At 46.6% G+C, this 19,755-nt stretch carries 20 protein-coding genes; all 20 read right to left on the bottom strand.

Annotated elements, in window-relative coordinates; all coding sequences use genetic code 11:
* Nucleotides 1-358: 358 nt before the first annotated feature.
* Nucleotides 359-622, bottom strand: coding sequence for an acyl carrier protein (locus tag JQN73_RS18905; protein ID WP_205320495.1), 264 nt, complete (start codon nucleotides 620-622; stop codon nucleotides 359-361).
* Nucleotides 623-840: 218 nt separating this feature from the next.
* Nucleotides 841-2,310: a hypothetical protein gene (locus JQN73_RS18900; RefSeq protein WP_205320494.1), complete on the bottom strand. Its 1,470-nt coding sequence runs from the start codon at nucleotides 2,308-2,310 to the stop codon at nucleotides 841-843.
* A 101-nt stretch (nucleotides 2,311-2,411) separates the two neighbouring features.
* Complete coding sequence (locus tag JQN73_RS18895; protein WP_205320493.1) at nucleotides 2,412-3,452, bottom strand: IpaD/SipD/SspD family type III secretion system needle tip protein; 1,041 nt, start codon at nucleotides 3,450-3,452, stop codon at nucleotides 2,412-2,414.
* Between the two features lie 104 nt (nucleotides 3,453-3,556).
* Nucleotides 3,557-4,672 (bottom strand): IpaC/SipC family type III secretion system effector, encoded by a 1,116-nt coding sequence (locus JQN73_RS18890; protein WP_205320492.1) that lies wholly within the window; start codon nucleotides 4,670-4,672, stop codon nucleotides 3,557-3,559.
* Between the two features lie 25 nt (nucleotides 4,673-4,697).
* Nucleotides 4,698-6,275: a type III secretion system translocon subunit SctE gene (sctE, locus tag JQN73_RS18885; protein WP_205320491.1), complete on the bottom strand. Its 1,578-nt coding sequence runs from the start codon at nucleotides 6,273-6,275 to the stop codon at nucleotides 4,698-4,700.
* Nucleotides 6,276-6,538: 263 nt separating this feature from the next.
* A complete protein-coding gene (sicA, locus tag JQN73_RS18880) occupies nucleotides 6,539-7,021 on the bottom strand; it encodes a type III secretion system translocator chaperone SicA (RefSeq protein ID WP_205320490.1) in 483 nt (160 codons plus the stop codon).
* A gap of 134 nt (nucleotides 7,022-7,155) precedes the next feature.
* Nucleotides 7,156-8,181 carry an EscU/YscU/HrcU family type III secretion system export apparatus switch protein gene (locus JQN73_RS18875; protein WP_255542193.1) on the bottom strand — a complete coding sequence of 342 codons (1,026 nt, stop codon included), beginning with the start codon at nucleotides 8,179-8,181 and terminating at the stop codon, nucleotides 7,156-7,158.
* Nucleotides 8,099-8,293 carry an EscU/YscU/HrcU family type III secretion system export apparatus switch protein gene (locus tag JQN73_RS22860; RefSeq protein WP_205320488.1) on the bottom strand — a complete coding sequence of 65 codons (195 nt, stop codon included), beginning with the start codon at nucleotides 8,291-8,293 and terminating at the stop codon, nucleotides 8,099-8,101. The genes JQN73_RS18875 and JQN73_RS22860 overlap by 83 nt, the downstream gene beginning before the upstream one ends.
* Before the next feature lie 3 nt (nucleotides 8,294-8,296).
* The gene (gene sctT / locus JQN73_RS18865) at nucleotides 8,297-9,067 is read right to left on the bottom strand and encodes a type III secretion system export apparatus subunit SctT (protein ID WP_205320487.1); all 771 of its coding nucleotides are present in this window, start codon (nucleotides 9,065-9,067) and stop codon (nucleotides 8,297-8,299) included.
* Between the two features lie 4 nt (nucleotides 9,068-9,071).
* The gene (locus JQN73_RS18860; protein ID WP_205320486.1) at nucleotides 9,072-9,326 is read right to left on the bottom strand and encodes an EscS/YscS/HrcS family type III secretion system export apparatus protein; all 255 of its coding nucleotides are present in this window, start codon (nucleotides 9,324-9,326) and stop codon (nucleotides 9,072-9,074) included.
* Complete coding sequence (locus JQN73_RS18855) at nucleotides 9,323-9,991, bottom strand: EscR/YscR/HrcR family type III secretion system export apparatus protein (protein ID WP_205320485.1); 669 nt, start codon at nucleotides 9,989-9,991, stop codon at nucleotides 9,323-9,325. The genes JQN73_RS18860 and JQN73_RS18855 overlap by 4 nt, the downstream gene beginning before the upstream one ends.
* Nucleotides 9,981-10,778: a FliM/FliN family flagellar motor switch protein gene (locus JQN73_RS18850; protein ID WP_205320484.1), complete on the bottom strand. Its 798-nt coding sequence runs from the start codon at nucleotides 10,776-10,778 to the stop codon at nucleotides 9,981-9,983. The genes JQN73_RS18855 and JQN73_RS18850 overlap by 11 nt, the downstream gene beginning before the upstream one ends.
* A gap of 113 nt (nucleotides 10,779-10,891) precedes the next feature.
* Entirely contained in the window at nucleotides 10,892-12,091 is a 1,200-nt protein-coding gene (locus JQN73_RS18845) for a type III secretion system needle length determinant, SpaN/EivJ family (RefSeq protein WP_205320483.1), read from the bottom strand.
* Complete coding sequence (locus JQN73_RS18840) at nucleotides 12,079-12,534, bottom strand: hypothetical protein (RefSeq protein WP_205320482.1); 456 nt, start codon at nucleotides 12,532-12,534, stop codon at nucleotides 12,079-12,081. Before JQN73_RS18840 ends, JQN73_RS18845 begins: the two co-directional genes overlap by 13 nt.
* The gene (gene sctN / locus JQN73_RS18835; RefSeq protein WP_205320481.1) at nucleotides 12,518-13,813 is read right to left on the bottom strand and encodes a type III secretion system ATPase SctN; all 1,296 of its coding nucleotides are present in this window, start codon (nucleotides 13,811-13,813) and stop codon (nucleotides 12,518-12,520) included. Before sctN ends, JQN73_RS18840 begins: the two co-directional genes overlap by 17 nt.
* Nucleotides 13,810-14,217: a hypothetical protein gene (locus tag JQN73_RS18830; RefSeq protein ID WP_205320480.1), complete on the bottom strand. Its 408-nt coding sequence runs from the start codon at nucleotides 14,215-14,217 to the stop codon at nucleotides 13,810-13,812. Before JQN73_RS18830 ends, sctN begins: the two co-directional genes overlap by 4 nt.
* An 87-nt stretch (nucleotides 14,218-14,304) precedes the next feature.
* On the bottom strand, nucleotides 14,305-16,416 hold the full coding sequence (locus JQN73_RS18825; RefSeq protein ID WP_304607791.1) for an EscV/YscV/HrcV family type III secretion system export apparatus protein: 2,112 nt from the start codon (nucleotides 16,414-16,416) through the stop codon (nucleotides 14,305-14,307).
* A complete protein-coding gene (gene sctW, locus JQN73_RS18820; RefSeq protein WP_205320479.1) occupies nucleotides 16,376-17,491 on the bottom strand; it encodes a type III secretion system gatekeeper subunit SctW in 1,116 nt (371 codons plus the stop codon). Before sctW ends, JQN73_RS18825 begins: the two co-directional genes overlap by 41 nt.
* Nucleotides 17,481-19,172 (bottom strand): type III secretion system outer membrane ring subunit SctC, encoded by a 1,692-nt coding sequence (gene sctC / locus JQN73_RS18815; RefSeq protein ID WP_205320478.1) that lies wholly within the window; start codon nucleotides 19,170-19,172, stop codon nucleotides 17,481-17,483. Before sctC ends, sctW begins: the two co-directional genes overlap by 11 nt.
* Nucleotides 19,169-19,729 (bottom strand): helix-turn-helix domain-containing protein, encoded by a 561-nt coding sequence (locus JQN73_RS18810; RefSeq protein WP_205320477.1) that lies wholly within the window; start codon nucleotides 19,727-19,729, stop codon nucleotides 19,169-19,171. The genes sctC and JQN73_RS18810 overlap by 4 nt, the downstream gene beginning before the upstream one ends.
* Nucleotides 19,730-19,755: the final 26 nt, after the last annotated feature.

Genomic DNA, 19,755 nt, shown 5'->3' with positions numbered 1-19,755 from the left:
ATCGTAAAAATCTTCTGCAAGCGACGTGACAATTCTATTTCTGCGGTTTCTGAGATTGCCTTTGCTGTCATTTGCCAACCTTTAAGATCACATCGCTTCTAGAGTTGAATTCTTAGCTCCGATTGGCTGACTCTCTATGAAAAAAGCATCGGTTATTAAACCGTTCTACTGTTTCGTGCAGATAGAAAGGCGTTGCGGAGTCTCAGATTGATCTGTTGATTTCCAGATCGGCTTTCATTCGGCCCCGGATTCTTTCGCTGTATAAAATAATTCATCAGAAAATCAAGGAGGGCGTGCGAGGTTGAAAAAATGTAAATTGAGCGGGTGAAATACCGGCTTATGATTATTGTCACTCTGTTTACGGTCCCTTTTCATTTGTCAGATAGTACCTGACCTTTTTTTGACAAAGCTCAGAAACAACGTTGCAGGCGCCACCAACAGATAACATCCGCGAGAGGTCATCGATTTTAATTTCGACGCCAAACATGTCGTTTAATGTATACACAATCTGTAAAAGATCCAGAGAATCAGCCCCGAGGTCATCGACTAGAAGTACTTCATCCGTCAATTCTTTGCCGACAAAAAAATATTCGACGAGATAGGATTTTACTTGTTCGCGCATATTTCGCACGATTGCCGAAGACGTCATGTTTGCGGAGACGAGCAAGCTATCTTCCTTTCGATTGTCTGTAATGTTTGTGCCTTAGCTCGCCGCTAGTTGGCCGTTAGTTGGCCTTTAGCTTACCGTTAGCTGCCCTCTTAGTTTGTTCTCTATCCCATCATCACAGGATAACGACTTAAAACAAACGTTACACAAATAGCTAGACTGTATCAGTTGCCTCAATTTTCTCGTCTTCCATTTCTGATAGGCTCTCCACCGGGAATAACGAGAGTAGGCCGCATCGTTGTTGATAGCTGGTCGTTTCGCATTTGTAACGCCGTATAAACGCCTCGCTTTTTAAGGCTGACTCTTTGACCTTCTGTCTCGTTTTGGATCGTTTTCGGTATTGTCTTCGCCGACTTTGGTGAAATCGACAAACGTGGTCGCACTGCTCTCCCATCAAAGGGATCGTCGTACCGCTCTGGAAACTCTTCTGCGGCGGTAAATGCCGGATCATAGTCTTCCACTTTCGCGTGTAACGATAACGGACGTGCAGGAGCAGAGGCTCCCAACGAGGTGCCGTGTTTTAGTGTCTCATTGATCTCCATCAACGGAGATTCTATTAATGCATCGAGATTCTTCTGCTCACCATTGACGGTGAGGCTAATGTGGGGGCTAACGTTAATCGTTGTGCCTGGACCTGCAGCGTTCAAATCGGCCGGTCCGATACTCGGGGAGGTAACACCGACGGGGGCGCCAGGAAGTCCTTTTGCCGCTTCATCGGTAGGTGTTTCTGCTGGAATTTCGGCTTCAGATCGCGTCAGCTCCGCCCAATGATAGGCAACTCTTACCTGGTTCATCATGGAATGAAATCTTGTTTCCTTGCCATTTTCCGATTGATACGAAAGCAATGCACGTTTAGCTGCGCTAGCAGCGGCCTCAGAAATTGTTCCCTTTGCCTCGTTCACTTTTTCCCAGGTTTCCAAACGTAGTGGGCCTAACTTATTTTCCAGTTGCTGGCAGATGGCAGGCATAACTTCGCCGTTAAAAACGGAAGTGAATAAATCGGTTTTATTCAGGCGCGCCATTGAGTTGAGTTTCTCAGTTATTTTTATACGGAGCTGCTGCACTTTTTGGTAAGAATTATTTGGCTCCCAATGCGAAAATCCTGATTTATCACCTAGTTTATCGTCCAGCACCAACTCACTGAGATCCCGCGTCAGCCTGTTGTAGTCATCAGTAACGTCTGCGCCCCCATAACTTTTCAACATTGATAACGCTAGCGCCAAGTCTGTAACCTCCATTGTCGCCGCGGTGGACCCGCTGGCAAAAATCTGATTAAAATTTTCTGGTTTGGACGCCCTGCATGAAATCGCCTGAAGCGCAGATGCCTCCGCTTTATCGATCAAACGCGCAGTATCTGGCGCTTGCTTGTCTCTGAACTTGCTTTCCTGAAGACTGGCAACCGTCGTTTCTAGTGCAGCTAAACCCGGTGCGGCTGCCGCTTGTGCTGCTTGCGCTGCATACTGAAGCCCAACTTGATTTATTTGAAGGGTAGAGGGAATATTTTCTCCACCGGAATGGACACCGTATCGTGCGGGAGTTGAACTCGCGTTTACGACCTTTGCCTCAAACGGAGTTATAGGCCTATTAAAACGCGGTGGATTGGGGTTGACGAATGGGGATATTCCACTGATCTGACCTGTCATCGTTTATCCTTTTTTATGTTTGGCACAATTTTAGTCGTGCTCCATACAGAGCTCCTTAGCAAGCCAGGAGTTCCATTTACTTAGCATCCAGCGTTATAAGGTTAAAACTGAAGAAGAGAACGTAACATGTCTGTCATGTCCTGAATGATTGCGCTAATTTTTTTATGAAAATTTTCAAAACTGCTATATCCGTTACTGTACTTTGTTCCACGGCTTTGTAACGCGTCTTCCAACCTACTCACCTGCGCGTCAAATCCCCCTTTCCAAACGTTGTAAGCTGCTATCGATAGTTGATGATCATCAAGAGCAACCCCTATGGTTTTAGGTAAATTGGCAATTTGCGTTTCGATTTGAGAGCGATCAGGAAGAACACAGAACGTTCCATCTCTATTTTTGTAGAGGCAGTTCTTTGCATCTAATCCTAACTTTTTGCAGATTTTATCGGCCTCAATCAGTGTCATGCCTCCGCTGGGTGTTTTCCCAGCGATCGCCACCTCGTTGGTGGGTGGATTGTATTTATCCAGGATGCTTTGGAGCGCAATTTGAATTTTCCTAAAATCGACCTTCATGTGACTGTCACCGTCGGCGCGAACACAATTTTCAAGTGAAGAAACTACATCAGTCATCGCTTGATAAAGTTGTGTATATTTATCCATTGCAGCGGCCAGGTTGGAAAATTCACCGGTTTCAGATTTACTGATCATCTCCGCCAACTCCTTCCATATTTCCGGAAGATTGCTACCCTTTTCTGACAACGAAGAACGTAAAAACTCATCTTGGGAAGCCGCGATCTGAGGATTCACCAAATGGTCTGTTAACGAAGCACCATCTAACGCAGAACGCAAGCTTGAAAGGTTCTGTGTACTCGCCCCACGAAAGCTACCAGGTCCGGACGGGTGCAATAGTTTTTCGGACAAAACGCTCTTCGCGGCTTGATGCACGTCATCGTGTGCTACGCGTTGCGCTTCCAGCAACTTGGTAATTTGCACAGCGCTTTTCAAAAGTCGTTTTTGTTCTCCCGATAAATTCGGGTCTGCAGCGGCTGGTGTCAAATTATGGTTGCCCGAGGAAACATCGGCCATCTGGGAATTCAATATCGCTGAAGGAGTGATGTTAAATGGTCGTTGCGAACTTATTTCCATATCAAGACTTTCCCTCGGAATGTATACCGCTTCAATTAATAAACAGACTGAAAAATAAACAAAATAGGCGACGTGAAAGATACCCAGCTTGTCAAATTTGTGACTTAAGCTTTTATGCCACGTCCCAACGATTCCACAGTTGCACGGTTTTGCTCAGACGTCGCAATGATCTGCGAGAAAGCTCTTGCGATCAAATCGACCGAACGCTGGGTGGCTTGCTCTTCACTGCGTTGAATAGTCGATGCGATAGCCCCCTGTGCGTCCGCAATTTTGCTTGCCGCTTGCTGTTGAGATGCTTGCACGCTCGCTGATGCCTGTCCGATCGCTGATAATGGTTGCGCAAACGTGGCAACGGTTTGCCCGGCGAACTGCGATCGCCCGAATTTTTGTGAATTAATTTGCGATGCCAATTCTTTGTCCGCAATCTTCGCTTCAGTTCGAATTATGGTTTGGTTAAGGACAGCACGCTCCTCCGTACTCAAGGTAGGCGAATTTTTTTGGAGTTCCAGAGTTTTTCCATTTGCTTCTAATGTTTGTAAGGTTTTTTGCGGGCTTGTTGTTGTCGGGGGCGCCGGGCGATTCAGTGCGTTCTTAACAGCCGCGTTTTGCGAACGTAGTTGACTCACCTCTCGCCCATTTAGTGATGTATTCCGAATCTGACCGCTGGTTCCCTTAGCGAATTGTTTGAAACCGACACCCGCTGCCACCGTTCCTAAAGCCATACCAACCACTGCGCCACCCAAATTTGCCACGGCAGCACTTACTACCTTAGCTCCAGCCAAAGCCGCTTGTTCTACGGCGATTTCACCGAACTTTGTGGCGGCAGCATTACGGGCTGTATTAGCTTTTCCGAGAATCATCAACAACGAAAATAACAGTTCTAAAAGACGCTCAACGCCGCCGCTTTGAGACTCTTCCTTTCTCACTTCCGGCAACTTGCGACTTAACAAGTCCCCAAGCGGAGTGCCAACACTAGCCCTGCCCAACTCGTTCAAATGTAAAATAATTTCTTTACGCTTATCGGGCGAAGCTAGAATAATTGCACTTTCTAAAGCAGACCGATCCACTATTGCACAGCTTTTTTCCAGCGGTAAGCGGTCCACTAACGTTGCCATCGAAACCGAATCCGGCATTGACTTTTCGTCTGGCTTCGTGACTCCGCCACGGCCAACATTAGTTGTATTTTGGAAAAGAACTGAAGGTTGACTGCGAATTTCCATTGTTTCTCTTTTTATTGAGGTTTAATTAAGCTGAGTGAGCACCCCTAATTGCGCGTGCCAAGGCAACACCCGTGCTTGTATGGTGCATAAGCGCATCGCTCGCGGCTGTGGAAAATCTCTGAGAAACATTGAACGAATTTTGAAACTGCTCCATTAAGGCGGCAATCATATCGTTTAACAATTCGAGTTCTCTGGAACCAAATTGAATTTTTGCATTCGCCTTAGCTACCTTCAAATTAGCCACTTCGGCCCCCACGTCCAAACCGCTGGTGATGACTGTCTTTTCAAAATTCAATCCAAAGCTGAGCATCATCATGCGATTCGCATAAATCTGCTTGCTCGCCAAATCAGTCGACATACCCAAGCGCTGAGATGCCGCATCAAACAAACGAGAAGCTGCGCTTGAAAGCTGTTTGGCCGCTTGTGAAATTGCTTTCTTCAAAACAGCTGGCACTAGTTTCGCGATTACTTTCTCTAACACGCGTGACATTACAGCCCCAATTTTGCTAGTGATATTGGATATTGCACTCGCGACTGCGCTACCTGCACCTGTGGCGGCAATCGCGACGGCCGCTACAGCAATGGCGACAGATACCACGATCATGCTGACCATCTTGGAAGTCTGCGCATCGACTCCCAAGTCTTCAAGCATGGCAGACACCTTATCCATAAAAAATTGCAACACCGGTTGTAAGACTTTCATTAGTGGCTGCATTGCATCTTGCATAAAAGATTTACCGGTTACTGCGCCGTATACTTCATCGGCCACCATTAACGCCACCCCTATGCCCGCCAGGGCGAGGCTCGCACCTCCCGTAAATGCCGCTCCAACTACCGCAACTGCCGTTATTACGGCGCCGAGTATTTTTCCTACACACCCCATCGCTTTATTGAGTGCTTGAGCCTTAGCCATTTCCCGCTCAGATTTTTCGGCTTCCGCGACCATTTTTTGGGTTCGCATGTCCTCTTGGACTCTAAAGAGGGCGCGCTGGGCTTCGGCACGCGCCTCTCCTGTTTTTAGCATCAATTCGCCTAGCTTTGTCATCAACGACAGCATCCGTGCAATATTGGTCTGGTCTTTTTTTTGCAATGATTCAGGCAGGCTAATTCCTGCATGTTCGCACTGCGCCCCTAAAGCAGCCACCTGCGCTTGCCTGTCCAGAACGGTCGCCTCCAGCGAGATTGCCGCGACTCTCAAATCGGCCACCTGCACTTGCTTGCCGCTGATGGTCTCCTGCAATGCATCGCGTTTCTCTAAAGCGGCATCGTATTCTGGAGTTCCGACCTCCGCCGATGACAGAGCCAACTCCGCATCGCTCAGCTGCTTTTCAAGTATTTCAATAGCCTCAATTACTGCGTCCAATTGCCCACTGATTGCTACCAGATCAATAGTGGATTGCTCAACCGCGAGCAATGCAGCTTCGTATTTTTCCGCTAATTCTCTATTCGCAGAATTACGCATTTCTTGCTGTAAAAAAAATGCGTGCGCGCTGGCAGCTAGCTTTGAGACGTTGCCCCTTTCCAGAGCTGCCATAAGTGCAGCGAGGCGCACTTCTACTTTTGTACTGCCGCCTTTTTCATCAACCGATGCCTTTTCCGGCAATCTTCTGGGCGCGGAAAGCTCCGGCCGACTAACGTTATTGCGATACGGCTGGCCTGTGCGTTCATCGCTACTTACCACAATTCCCGCCAGTTCCTTCGCTGCCCGCTGCGCTTCCTTCAAAAAAACCGGCGAGAGCCTGGTAAGCTGAGCTGCCTTTTTTGCGAGATCAACGTCTGCCAGAAAATCAAAATTCTTTTCAGATTGATTGAAAGTGGGACTTACGGTGCCGCTAATTTTCATGCTCATTCTACATTCTACTTTTTTTATTGGGAGGGTCCTGCTCCTGTTTTTTGGATAGCTTTGATATACGCATCAGCAATTTTTCTAATCGATTCATCTTTTGAATGTTTAATCACGGCCCCGAAACACTGCCTCGCTTTACCTGATTTCCCCATGGCAAGCTGACACTGCCCCGAGTAAAGCATAGGCCGGTAATCACCATTGCCCTGCGCAAATGCAACAGCATATAAATCAGCAGCCTTTTGATACGCTTTTTTGAGCTGGTACACTGCAGCTAGCCCCATCAAGTAATCAGAACAGTAAAAGTCGTAAATGCAAAGAAATCGAAAGAATTTTTTGGCCTCATCTAATCTGCCCTGATGATAGAAGTCATAAGCTAAACCATAGAGCTCATCCATTTCCCCATCAGAAATTCCATGTATTTCCTTTAGCGTTGCTCCCTCGCCTACCGCTTCAAGAATGACCTCAAGGCTATCCTCGTCAAAATCTTTGAATTGATGGCTCATTTTTGCTCCTTAAGCGTCACCAACAATGGCACCAGTATTGGATAAAACTTCTGCTATCACATTAAAAAAACGCGCATTTCAGAACCGATCAAAAAGCTTTCCTATTATTCCAGCATGACGCAAAAGAACTTCCCTTAGCTTCCATCCATGTTGATTCCATTTAGGTCTTCATTCATGGGGACGACTTCAACAGGAGCATCACCCATGGCATCTTTATTTAGCGGAGCCGAGCGCTCCATACCGGCTAGTTCGACTTCTTGAAGCCACAGAAGTAAGTGAACCACCGGATAAATCACATCCATTTCCACCATTGAATAAAGCGTATGCGTGTTGTAGATACGCCGGGCCAAAGCGACGTCGACGATAACCGGGACCCCAACTTTCTCAGCATACTTTCGGACCGCCAAGGCACGTTGATTGCGCTGACGCACCGAGATATAGGGAATAGGCGAGATTTCTGGCCTAAAGTAGATACCAATAGCGATGTGGGTGGGATTAGCGATAATAAGTTTGGAATTCTGAATGTCGTCCTGTTCCTGCAGCGACAATAGCTCCATATGCGCTTGACGACGTAACGTTTTTATCAGTGGATCGCCATCTTGTTCCTTGGTTTCACGCTTGACTTCCTGCTTGTCCATCCGCAAATCTTTCAAATAGAGAAAGACCTCCACCAAAGTATCCAAAATAATTATTATCAACGCGGATCCGATGCTGACCAGGACCAGGCTGATAATAAGTCTCCCCCAAATATCGATGATTTCAGGTATTGAAGCGTTTATTTGCGAAAATATTAAACCGCGGTGCCACCACCAGGTCAATACGGCAGAAAGCCCGAAACAAAAAAGATAAAGCAGGGTTTTCACTGAATCTTTCAGCGTACGCAAACTAAATATTTTTTTTAAACCTTTTATAGGATTGAGTGCACCGAAATTTAATTTCATTGCTCCACCCGCCCACGAGAGCCCGCTTTGCATGAGTGATGGAATAGCGGTTGCGGCGGCGCTCAAAAAAATAATCGGGACAATCACCTTTAGACCAGACAACAGGACCTCGGCGACATAAAGCTGCAGATCTACTTCAAATCCATGCCGGACGACCATCGCAAAAGCGGCACCAATCTCGGCAACTGAACCAAGCCAAATCACAAAAAAAAACGCCACAGAAGGTGAGGCTGGCCACCACTACATCACGGGCTTTAAATGACTGCCCTCGCTTGGCGGCATCCTTTTTTTTCTTCGCGGACGGCTTCTCTGTTTTACTGGCTGCGGACATCCGTCATTTCCTGTTAAACCATTGCGATAGCTGATCTGATTTCATTGCCAGATGCATGACCTCATCTGGAAATACTGGTCCAAAATAAATTAATAAGGTCAGTATTGCCAAGAAACTCTTTACGGTGAGGGAAACTGAGAATGCATTGAGTTGCGGGGCAAACCTCGACAGCAACCCCAACGTAAATTCAGATAACAGCATAACGGCGATAACCGGACTCGCAATCACGATTGCCTTAGTCATCAGGTCAACTAAAATGGGCATCAATGAGAGAAAGAAAAAATGACATCCTTGAAGAGGATCACATAAATCATAGCTTAGACTAAACGTCTGTGCGAACAACAACATTCCGCCGCCTTGTAAATAGATCGCAGCCGCGAAAATATTAAAAAAATTTGCTAATTCAGAGGTATCTACGCCATTCGATGGATCAATTGTGCTGCTGAGGGTGGCGCCGCGCTGATTATCGATAAAATTACCAACTGCGTGGAACACCCAAAATGGCCACGCCAGAAGCGATCCCATCAGCAAGCCAATAAGTAGCTCTTGTCCGATTGCTGCGATATAAGCGAAGGTTTCTATTTTTGCCATCGCATCCATCGGAACTGGCCAAAATCCCATTGCTATAATCATGATCACCGCGTTCCGCGCGGCGCCGGTTAAAATGGTCGTATTGAAAAAAGGAAGAATAAAAAAAGCCGGTGCCAATCTGGCATAGCCCAGTACGGCACCCAACATCCAGGTATGAATATCAAAAAAGAGAGAAGCGTTCACAGCATTAGCCGATTGCCAATCGCATCATTTCCTGACTAAAATTGAGCATTACTTCACCATACCAGCCAGATAACAAAAATAGACATAAGCTCACCGCAAGTAACTTTATACCGAAGGGCAAGGTTTGTTCCTGCAATTGCGTGACGGTTTGAAACAACCCCACCATCAGACCGACCACCGTGGCTACGGCGACGGGCCACAATACCAACAATAAAACCAGATAAAGACTTTTATTTCCGGCGTAAGCAATATCGTTCATTGGAGAGTTCCCAAATCGATGTATTGCATGATTAGTCCTTGACTTAAAATGGACCAACCATCAAGCGCCACAAACAAAATCAGTTTAATCGGTACGGAAATCACAACGGGACTCATCATCATCATTCCGAGTGCCAACAATATGCTGGATATCACGAGATCAATGACTACAAACGGCAAATATAAATAAAAAGCAATTTTGAACGCCGCCTTTATCTCGCTCAGCGCATACGCTGGCAACAGAGAGAAAATCGACGATTTATGCTCACCAACGATATAAGGAATATCTTTTCCTGCAGAGCGTGTGACTTGAATTTTCTCAAAGAAGTTGGTGAGTTCAGGATCGCTATATTTTTCTAAATACCCACGATAACTGTCCAAGCCATTGTCAACAAAATTCTCCACGGACTTTAGATTTGAAAAGTTTACCGGGCTGCTACGCTGGTACTCAAACACTGATTCGACGACAGGAATCATCACGAATACGGACATCATTAACGCGACGGCGTTAAGAACGAGATTGGAGGGAACCTGCTGCAGACCCATGGAATTGCGGACCATGATGAAAACAATCGAAAATTTCAAATAGCACGTTCCCGCTGCAAGCAAAAATGGTAAGAGAGTGGCAAATGCCAAAACGCCGATGAGCGAAATGTCATTTGACATTTTTTACTCTAGAAGATATTTCTGTCACCTCCACACCAAGTTGACCGTTTAATTCTACCAATTCACCTTTGGCAAGCGTTACCCCATTCGTGCTGATTTCTATTTTTTTTTCGCTCATAGGGTCCAATGACAAAAACTGTCCGCGATATAATCCGGTAAGCTGGGCGACGGTTAAGGTATTGCGCTGTAATATAAAATCAATGCGTAAAGGAATTTCATCTAATGCCTGTGACTGTATAAGTGATTCTTTTTTTTCTTGCTGCTTAACTACTTCCAAAGCAATTTCTCCTAAGTCATTAATTGAAAAATGGGCGAGAACCACGCCACCGCTAAGTAATTCGAATCGGATGTCACCAATCAACAAAACGTCGCCACAAGCAACTCCGCGCAGAAGCCAACGGCTGACGTAACTGCTGCCTAGCAAAAGCTCCAACCTTAAGGGGATACCTGGCAAAGGAGGCAGTAAGGTACGGCCGCGTAAACTCGAACCTAAAGGAAGCGTCTCAAACCAAACCCGCGCTTGCGGAGTTTTTATCGAAACGTGACACCGGGTCTTTTCGTGCGATTGGATGACACTTGCTTGAATCCGAAAATAACTAAGCTCTGGCGGTTCAAAATGCAAAGGTTGATCGGTGGCATTGAAGAGTCGCAATACTTGCTCCGGGCCGTTAAGTTCGCACCGACCGACTTTCGCTAGCTGCGGAGCGGCATGATTGAGCCAGTCGGCAAGATCAACAAATCCACACCAATTACTTTCTTTTGCGTAGGCAATAATGTTGACCAACATGTCACTAGCCGGTGGGGGCGAGAAATCCAGTTCGAGATCATACCTACCCCAATGCGCAGCGATCTTATGGGCATCGATAGTTATCTGTGAGACCTCCCGAATCGACTTTAATCTCACAGTTCCTCATCCCCATCGAGCCAGAGGCGGTGTCTGCCACGTCCTTCTTCGTCCTGACGTGAGCGTACTACCCAGGTTCCGTCGCGGTTGCTAACATGATCGTGAAGACGCTGTTCAACCAGATCGCTGCTTGGTTGCAGCAACACTTGTGAAATCCTTTGATTCGGCTGACGTGAGATATGAACCGCATGTTCATCACCCCACGATTTAAATCTATAGACAATGTCACTATGCATGGGTTTTTCACCCTCCGCTTTAATCGTCGCGCTGGGGGTATTTTGAATTAGGGGCGAAATAAACCGCCGACGCAGTGAGGCCCTACCTTCATTGGTTGCATTCTTCGAGTCAAAAACAATGCGATTCTCTTTATCTTTTGCTTCCATATTGAGCGGCAGTGCTAACTCTGCATTTCCAATAGTTACTTCCGGCTTTTTATTATCTCGATGGCCATTTTCACAAATCGTTACTTTGGGTGTTACTAACACCACTTTCTGTTCACTTTTAAATCGATGGTGCACCGCTGTATCGCCGTTCAGCAAATGGGGACTCTCAATTTCAACTTTCTTCGGAAGCTGGTTACTCGGGTTGTCAACGCCTTCCGAAATACTGGTGCTATTAATAGCCTCCGGAAAATGTTGACTCATCCTGTCAATTCCTTCCAAAAAATATTTATTTAGTCTGTCAATCCCAACCGGAGAGCGTCGACTCGATTTGCTAATCCCATCCGGAAAATGTTGACTTCTATTTTTTACGGCTTCTTCGTTTTCTCGGAACTCGCTCTCTCTCGCGCCAAAGAATGCGCCTGTATTCCGAGACACAGTGCTGGATTGAGGTGTGGATAGGGGTGAGGTAATTGTTTGCGTCAACGATTGCGAATGCATCGATCGTGAAAGAATGTTTCTTTGCGGTCGTTGTGAGACATGATTGTCGCAAGAACTTGTTTCATGGTGTTTAACCGTAAATTCGTCGACCGGCGCGGGCTGTCCATGAACCACATTTCTGCCAGCGTTCATGGCAACGGGCACTTGCAATGGCATCAAATATTGAACTGTCAAGCATAATTGCAGCGCATCCTCCTGCTTATCTTGTGTTAGCTCGTCACCGTATTTCAATTCGGATGAGCAATCAACATCGCCCAAAAAAACAAGATCGGACTGCACCGCGTGTATGAAAGTAATATTCCCTATTTTGTCCATAACAGCTGACCTTCGATTTCAGAATCTTCAAAATTAATAGATTTTATCCATTGTTTTTTTCTCTCAACGAGAATTAAATTTGTATACTTTTCATGCTTGAGTTCGAGCTGGTTGCAGAGCAAACGTTGCGATTCGTATTTTTGCTCACATTCTGCTCTGAGCGTTTGTCGACTAACTAAGTCCAATTGCAATTCTTGAATTTTTCGTAAAATAACCGCGTTCTTCCGCATCCACGAGAATAGTCGTTGGCGGTCGATTGTGGTCCCTGCAACAGTCTCGCTCGTCATCAACTGTCGCTGTAGTTCAATCTGTCCCTTTAATTGTTCACATTCGGCCTGAACGTGCGCGCACCGATTGCGCAGCGCTGACAAACGACTTTTACGGGAAAGTTGCCGTAAACCATTACACCGCTGAAAAGCCAGGTATCTACCGAGCAAGTGCATGCATTGCCTCCAACGAAATCGTTCCATCGCGGTACTCCTCAGATGGTTGGCAGAGCCAGCTGAAGAGCGCTTCCTTCTGAAGTAACAGCTGGTCGTTTTGAAGGCTTTCGCCAGGGCGGTACTCTCCCATATCCAGCATTAACTGCATTTCCTCAATCCGACTTAGCTTTCCCCGAATAGATGCTGCGCTACGTAACTGGGCAACATCACACACCTGCGATGCCGTTCGACTTAAACTTTGAGACACATCCACGGCGGGATAATGATTTTTTGCCGCCAATTTTCGACTGAGGTAAATATGCCCGTCCAGTATTGATCGAATTTCTTCAGCGATTGGATCGGCCTCATCTTCGCTCTCTAACAATATCGTATAGAAGGCAGTGATACTTCCAGCCAGCGTGACCCCGGGGCGTTCCAGCAAACGCGGCAGAGACTCAAACACGGACGCAGGATAGCCTCGGCGTGCCGGCGGTTCCCCCGCGCTTAGTGCCACGTCTCGCAATGCCCGCGCATAGCGCGTCAGGGAATCCTGAAGCAGCACTACGTGAGATCCATGTTCGCGAAAATATTCGGCAACCGTGGTGGCCAGAAGTGCGGCATTACGACGCTCAAGGGAAGACGAATCCGACGTCGCATACACCACAACACATCGAGCCCCATGCGGCGAGTGTTTTAAATTATTGACAAATTCTGTCACCTCTCTGCCGCGCTCGCCGATGAGCCCTATGACGAATACGTCAGCTGATGCATTTCCGATAAGCATATTTACCAACGTGGTTTTCCCAGCACCTGCTGGCGCGAAAATACCCATTCGCTGCCCAATTCCGCAGGTCATCAACCCATCTATAACAGCAATGCCAGTGCTCAATCTTCTTTGAATAGGAGCGCGCTGCATCAGCGAAGGAGGTGCTGCCTCCAGAGCGCACCGTTGATTTGGTCGTGATGGCAGTTTTTGCTCTGAGAAACGCACCTCGCAATTGCCATATGCGTCGAGCACCGAGCCCAGCACGCTATCATTGAGAAGCACGGTGAACGCGCTACCGGTTGATGCCAACACTGATTCGCGCGAGATACCTTTGGCATTTCCCATTAGACTCAGAAGAGCGATATCCCCTCGAAACCCGACTACCTGCGCACGGGTCAGTACTTCCGTCTCTCGCCAGTTCCGACGTACTTCACAGACCTCACCGACAGAAACATCACTTAACCGCGCTTCAATAATTGTTCCCGAAAACCGCTGGATTCGAACATAATGGTTCAGGAGGCGCAACGCCGTCATTGTCTGACAATCTCCGTAACGCGCGATTGACTTTCAAAAAACGCGTTGATTGCTTCTGCCATCGATTCCGCACTTTCCAGGTAAACGTCCGACAGGTACACACATAATTGTAACTGTCCGTTGCTCTCTCGAATGCATAATTGCCCACTCTCGCTGTAAACGAAACCGATCATAATTTCCCGTAGCAGATTGTCGGAATGGTAGGTGATGATGCTTTCGTGGAACTCACACAAATCGCTCCAGATCACGGTCTTGTCATCGATCAAGCCGACATACATAGAAGGCATGTTTTCCAATTGAATCTGCACCGTTGAGTGATTATCCATATCTTTGATCAGACCTGGCTCACAACCGCTAAACAGAAGTGCACCTTTTACCAACTCTCCAAGATTATTTTTATGCATTTTTTCCATTAAATACTCAAACGCCAACTATGGTTTATCTCGACATTCGAAATCGTGTTCGAACGAGTGACGCTGTTCGTTGCGGTCTTAGATGACCTTGACCACATTAACTTCGACATGATTACTGACCTCCCCAAACGAAATCACGTCGAGATTTCGAAAGCGCGTCTCTAACAACTTCTTAACGAAACGTCTGACATCGACGCTCGTCAATACGACCAAATCTTTTTGAGCAATCGGAAACTCCTGGAACAGCAAGGCAAATTTATCCATAATTTCTTCTGTAACAGACGGTTCTACATTAAGGAACGCACCGTTAGAATTCTGCCGAATACCCTTTCGAATTTGCTCCTCAACCTCAGGCGAAAGCATCACTACGCGCAATTGACCGGAAACTGCGAATTTGTGTGAGATATAGCGCGCCATAGCACCACGTACATGCTCAACTAGTGCAATCACGTCTTTTTCCCGACCACCCCACTGCGCTAATGCTTCTAAAATAAGCTTGAAATTACGTACAGAAATTCTTTCAGATAAAAGCCGTTGCAACACTTCTGAGATCTTTTGAACCGTGACGTTACGTAACACTTCCTTGAGAAGGTCGGGCGCTAGTTTTTCAGTCTGATCCAACATTTTTTTGGTTTCCTGAATCCCAAAAAACTCCGGCACATGCTTCACCAGAACTGTTGCGAGGCATTGATACAATTCGTCTTGTGCGCTACGGATCTGGAAACCTAAACCCATCAACTCTGCTTTCCAGCGTGGTTCCACCCAATAGCAGTCCTCTCCAGCCGTATCTTGATCTATTTGAACCTCAATGCCGAGATGCGCGATCTCCTCGGACATTTGGACCAGACGTATTTTTCCAAAGCGAATACGTAGCTGCTCAGTACGGATCTCATTTATAAGCAATACCAAATGGTCTGGCTTCATTTTCTCCGAGCTACGAATTAAGAAATCGGGTAGACGCACCCCATAATCGATAAAGAATTGGCTCCGCAGCCGTTGACCAAGCTGGTTATCTATAAATTCGTTCTTTTTTTCCTCAGGTACCAGCAATATAAAAGTGACTGTTTCTGTAGCGACTTTGTCCAGATCGGCAATCAACCCCAATTGATCGTCATTTTTTTTATCTGCGTCTTGATCCAATGGGGAGGTATCCACTTTCGGAGTTATGCCGACTTTTCGACGGGATTGAATATAAAGATATCCTCCCAGTAGCGTTGCAAGTCCAACAAACACAAACGCAGGAAAACCTGGAAGGAACGCGACCGCTGCCGCCAATACGGCAGTTATCCCCACAGCAAAAGGTTTCGCTAATAATTGGCCCATGATATTGCGTCCCAGATTGGAGTCATCGCCGTTAATGCGTGTGACGATCAATCCCGCACTGATTGAAATCAATAGAGCTGGAATTTGGGCCACCAGTCCGTCGCCAATAGTCAACATAGTGTACGTCTGGAGCGCAGTCTCCATATCCATGTTGTGCTGTGTTACGCCCACAGCAATCCCACCAATCAAATTAACGAAGACGATGATGATGCCGGCGATTGCATCGCCTTTAATAAATTTCATCGCGCCGTCGAACGATCCATAAAGCTGGCTTTCTCTCTCTAAGATGCTGCGGCGCTCTTTCGCAGCATCTCCGTCGATCACGCCGGCCTTTAGATCTCCATCAATACTCATCTGTTTTCCCGGCATCCCGTCGAGTGAGAAACGTGCTGCCACTTCTGCGACCCTTTCTGAACCTTTCGTAATAACGATGAACTGAACGATCGTAATGATGGAAAAAATGACGAAGCCGACAATCAGGCTGTCGCCGATGACATACTGTCCAAAGGTGTTGATTATTTCACCCGCGTCTGCCTCCGTGAGAATGAGCCGACTGGTACTGATGGATAACGACAATCGAAAGAGCGTCGTGATGAGAAGAATCGTAGGAAAAGTGGAGAAATTTAATATTTTTTCGACATAAAACGATCCCATAAACAATAGGATCGCAATGACTATGTTGAGCCCAATTAAAAAATCGACCAGAAACATCGGCAACGGGACAATCAACATAGCGATGATCATCACCATCAACAGAACAATGATTAATTCCGGATGTGCCTTGATATTTTTGAGTGATGAAGAGATCATAATCGTGGCGCTAGCTCTAAAGCGTGATCCCTCGTTGCTCCAATAACTCTGCGGCATACATTGCATCGATCAAACGATCAAATGCAGCGACTGCATCTTCCGGATCACGTTCGTTTTGAAACAACGCGTCCGGCAACAGCTTGTAGGCGCTTCTTACCGCGTTTAGCAAAACAGACGTTTTCTTGCTGGCTTGCAGTACACATGCGGTGCCGAATGCTTCACTCAGCAGTTGAGACATGGATATTTCGTTCCTCACGATACGACATAACAACAATAGCCAGTCCGCCTCTTCTTCCTGGTGTGGTATTACCAACTTTGCGCTCAACAGAAACATTACAAATTCTTGATCGGCGGTGCGCAGCAGACGTATCTTAAGCATGTGCGCGCCCAGGTTACTGAACTCCAGAAGATCGCAGCTCGGATTTTCGGCTTGAATATCAATTCGTAGTGATTCCTCAACAAAGTTGAGTACCGTATGTCGTTCTTTGTAGCCATAGCTTGCGATCCATTCTTCATAGTCGCCGACGGGAGGCATATCGTTTTGCAAAAAGCGACGGTATGTTGTTCTCAAAAACGAAGCTTTCAACATTAAGGTTGCGCCGAACAAGCGCGCTTTTAAAGCGCAGTTAATCCCGGCTAGTAGCATTTTTTTGTCTGCCGTTTTGCTCACCTGCGCTAGCAACGATTCCAGTCTTTTGCGCTGAATCTGGGATAATTCTTTTCTTTTTAACAGTTCTTTGAGAACCAAATAAAGATCACTATCGTCAGGAAAGAAACCCCGGGCACGCGCCATCAGCAGGTCAATCCGACCGTTATCTATTGATAACACATCAATCAATTTTTTTGCCTTGGGCACTGCATCTTCTTCTAGAACGCGTTCAAAGTTTTCGCCCGACAAGTTGCCTTTTTTTTCCAATTCGCGTCGACTACGAAACTGTGCTGCGACTCCAGCCATTTCATCTGCCATGTCCATTAGTTTTTGCTGAAGCGCAGCAGGGGTCTGTTCATCCTCATTGCCAAATTCGATTTGTTGTGGGCTTCCTTCACTGGCAGATCTTGTTGATTCTTTCTGACGCGTTTGTGCTTGAAACAATGCCGCAATCGCTGGCCCGGAGGTTGAGCTAATTGCCATAGGAGAAATTCTCCTTCTCAAATCGACCAACTTCTTGCGTTCTGTCCAATCGATGAATTAAGGCTTCCAATTCGATTTCTTCGTCTATATTTTTTATACCAAAATCAATGCCATCATCTATCTCGCGCGGTCTGATGAGAAAAACGCGCACCGTATTTTTGTTATGCGACTGCCGATAACGAAAAATCCCCCCTATAAAAGGCAAGTCACCCAATACCGGGATTTTCTCCAATTGGTTTCCGCTTTCCCCGCGCGTATAGCCGCCGATAAGCAGGCTTTTTCCTTTTGGGACCCTTGCGACGGTACTTATTTTTGTCCGACCTACTGTCGGAAGTGCGCTATCCAACGCGCCGTCGGCCTGAGCGACTTCGTTTCCATCTTCTATATTAAGAGAAAGCTCCACGTCGTCGGTAGTGGTGAACCTCGGCAACATATGGATTAACGTGCCATAGGTTACGTGCTGGAGCTCTACAGCACGTTCAGCTATGAGCGGCGTATAAAATGTGCGACTATTATCAAACATCGCAGGCGTATTTTCTTGCGTTAACAAGACTGGCCGAGAGACTATTTGCGCTCTATTATCACGCGCTAAAGCCATAATCGAAGCTACAAATTGCATTCCCTCTACACTTGCAATCGCGGGAACGTGAATGCCGCGATTAAACCCTGCACCAAATTGACTGCCAATAGATAACGACCCTTGCCAGTTCACGCCAAGGCGATCGAGATCATCCTTCTGCAAATCGACTATCCAAAGCGCAAGCTCCACTTGCCTCTTTTTTTCGTCCAACGTTTTAACGAGGTTACGAACAAGCTTAATCTGTTCGATCGTTCCCTTTATTAACAGGCTGTTCGTTTCGGGATAAGCGATGATTTTTGTGTTTTCCGGGGGCGAGATTGTTTCCGCCTTTGTCATCGTTTTGACGTCAGTAGGCAAAGGGAGCGGTTCGATGGGCGAATCCGGGAGCGGCAAACCACTAGTCACCTTCTGGACCTCGAAACTGACCTCATTTGAAATACCGTCTAGCAATTTGCTTACCACTGTGGCTATACCGGGAATGATAATACTGTCGTCACGCCGGGTATAAGATCGGTCAGTCACAAAGGTGTTATTGAGCTTTATAACTTCGATATGAAGATGCTGTCGATTGGTAACCCGACCGTCCATAAATGTTGCAACCTCCGACACTAAGTCGATATAGATGGGGGGTCCAGAGAGGTAAAACGTATCAACCCCGTCGCTACGCAATGGGTAACGTGAATCTGCCAGGCCGGATTTTTGTAAAAAATGAGTTAATTCATTTAACCCTATATTTTGCAAAGTGATGATCTTATTTCTGGTTTCGGAAGCATCGTAGACATAAATCGCCTGTCCGTCGCTGTAATTAATTAATCCCATCTGCTTGCTAACGGCGTTAACAATGTCATTCGCAAGAAGATTAAATTCTCCGGAAACTTGCTTGGAAGCTGCCAGTTTGCTGACGATAATTGGCTTACCCAAATGCGACGAGATCCCACCGAAGAAAGATCGCAGGTTTTCCTGATGTGCAACGTAGCGTGGCACATCAGCTAATTTGCCAACTTCCAACCCAAAGGCTGGCCTAATTAGCATCAGGCTCATTGCTATCAATAGTTGCTTAAATAATTGTTTAAAATTGATGCGGTGTTTCAATACAATCACATCAATTCCTTGTTCTTATCACTGATGCGAGCGTTAGCGTCAAATAGCTGCGTCAGACTGAAACCGACCGACTTTCTGACTTCGTTGGAAAAATGAGAGGACGAGGCGTATCCGTGTGCCATCGCAGCGTCGGTTATAGACCGTCTATCTTCAATTACTGCCAGCACAGCCTTCGCAAGTTGCCACCCCTTAAGCTCGGATTTCGGACTACTACCAAGTCCAGAGCGAAACAATCTTCGAAAGTGACATGTGGAGACGCCATAGCGAGCGCTTAACATATTGAGCTTTTCACCCTGCCCGCCTTCCCGCAGTAGAAACGACACCATCGAATAAGCCTCGGTTTGCCTTAACGCTGCAGAAATGCGCAGATACTCTGGGGTCTTGTCGATTGCCATACGTAAAAACCAGGATTTTATGCAAGCACCTTTTACATGCAACCTTGTGAGCGACTCCTGTTTGATTTCTGGCGCACGGCTTTTGCACTCTCTCCGCTCATCAAGTCCGCTATCAATAAATACCTGAAGTTTAATAAGCAACCTTACAGATTCTACATTCATGGCACGCCCTTCCCTATCGCTTGCTT

Origin of the sequence: Glaciimonas sp. PAMC28666, from assembly GCF_016917355.1 — a bacterium.
GTDB lineage: Bacteria > Pseudomonadota > Gammaproteobacteria > Burkholderiales > Burkholderiaceae_D > Glaciimonas.
The sequence above is the reverse complement of the archived record's forward strand: the minus strand, read 5'-3'. Positions and strand labels throughout refer to the sequence as shown.

What these genes read in the sequence shown, in the direction of transcription:
- JQN73_RS18825 (WP_304607791.1), bottom strand. Translation starts at nt 16,416, where the DNA reads ATGCCGCAGAGTTATTGGAGCAACGAGGGATCACGCTTTAGAGCTAGC.
- JQN73_RS18850 (WP_205320484.1), bottom strand. Translation starts at nt 10,778, where the DNA reads ATGTTGGTCAACATTATTGCCTACGCAAAAGAAAGTAATTGGTGTGGA.
- JQN73_RS18860 (WP_205320486.1), bottom strand. Translation starts at nt 9,326, where the DNA reads ATGAACGATATTGCTTACGCCGGAAATAAAAGTCTTTATCTGGTTTTA.
- JQN73_RS22860 (WP_205320488.1), bottom strand. Translation starts at nt 8,293, where the DNA reads ATGTCCGCAGCCAGTAAAACAGAGAAGCCGTCCGCGAAGAAAAAAAAG.
- sctW (WP_205320479.1), bottom strand. Translation starts at nt 17,491, where the DNA reads ATGGCAATTAGCTCAACCTCCGGGCCAGCGATTGCGGCATTGTTTCAA.
- JQN73_RS18840 (WP_205320482.1), bottom strand. Translation starts at nt 12,534, where the DNA reads ATGCACTTGCTCGGTAGATACCTGGCTTTTCAGCGGTGTAATGGTTTA.
- JQN73_RS18900 (WP_205320494.1), bottom strand. Translation starts at nt 2,310, where the DNA reads ATGACAGGTCAGATCAGTGGAATATCCCCATTCGTCAACCCCAATCCA.
- JQN73_RS18845 (WP_205320483.1), bottom strand. Translation starts at nt 12,091, where the DNA reads ATGGACAAAATAGGGAATATTACTTTCATACACGCGGTGCAGTCCGAT.
- JQN73_RS18890 (WP_205320492.1), bottom strand. Translation starts at nt 4,672, where the DNA reads ATGGAAATTCGCAGTCAACCTTCAGTTCTTTTCCAAAATACAACTAAT.
- JQN73_RS18810 (WP_205320477.1), bottom strand. Translation starts at nt 19,729, where the DNA reads ATGAATGTAGAATCTGTAAGGTTGCTTATTAAACTTCAGGTATTTATT.
- sicA (WP_205320490.1), bottom strand. Translation starts at nt 7,021, where the DNA reads ATGAGCCATCAATTCAAAGATTTTGACGAGGATAGCCTTGAGGTCATT.
- JQN73_RS18830 (WP_205320480.1), bottom strand. Translation starts at nt 14,217, where the DNA reads ATGCATAAAAATAATCTTGGAGAGTTGGTAAAAGGTGCACTTCTGTTT.
- JQN73_RS18855 (WP_205320485.1), bottom strand. Translation starts at nt 9,991, where the DNA reads ATGTCAAATGACATTTCGCTCATCGGCGTTTTGGCATTTGCCACTCTC.
- JQN73_RS18895 (WP_205320493.1), bottom strand. Translation starts at nt 3,452, where the DNA reads ATGGAAATAAGTTCGCAACGACCATTTAACATCACTCCTTCAGCGATA.
- sctN (WP_205320481.1), bottom strand. Translation starts at nt 13,813, where the DNA reads ATGACGGCGTTGCGCCTCCTGAACCATTATGTTCGAATCCAGCGGTTT.
- JQN73_RS18905 (WP_205320495.1), bottom strand. Translation starts at nt 622, where the DNA reads ATGCGCGAACAAGTAAAATCCTATCTCGTCGAATATTTTTTTGTCGGC.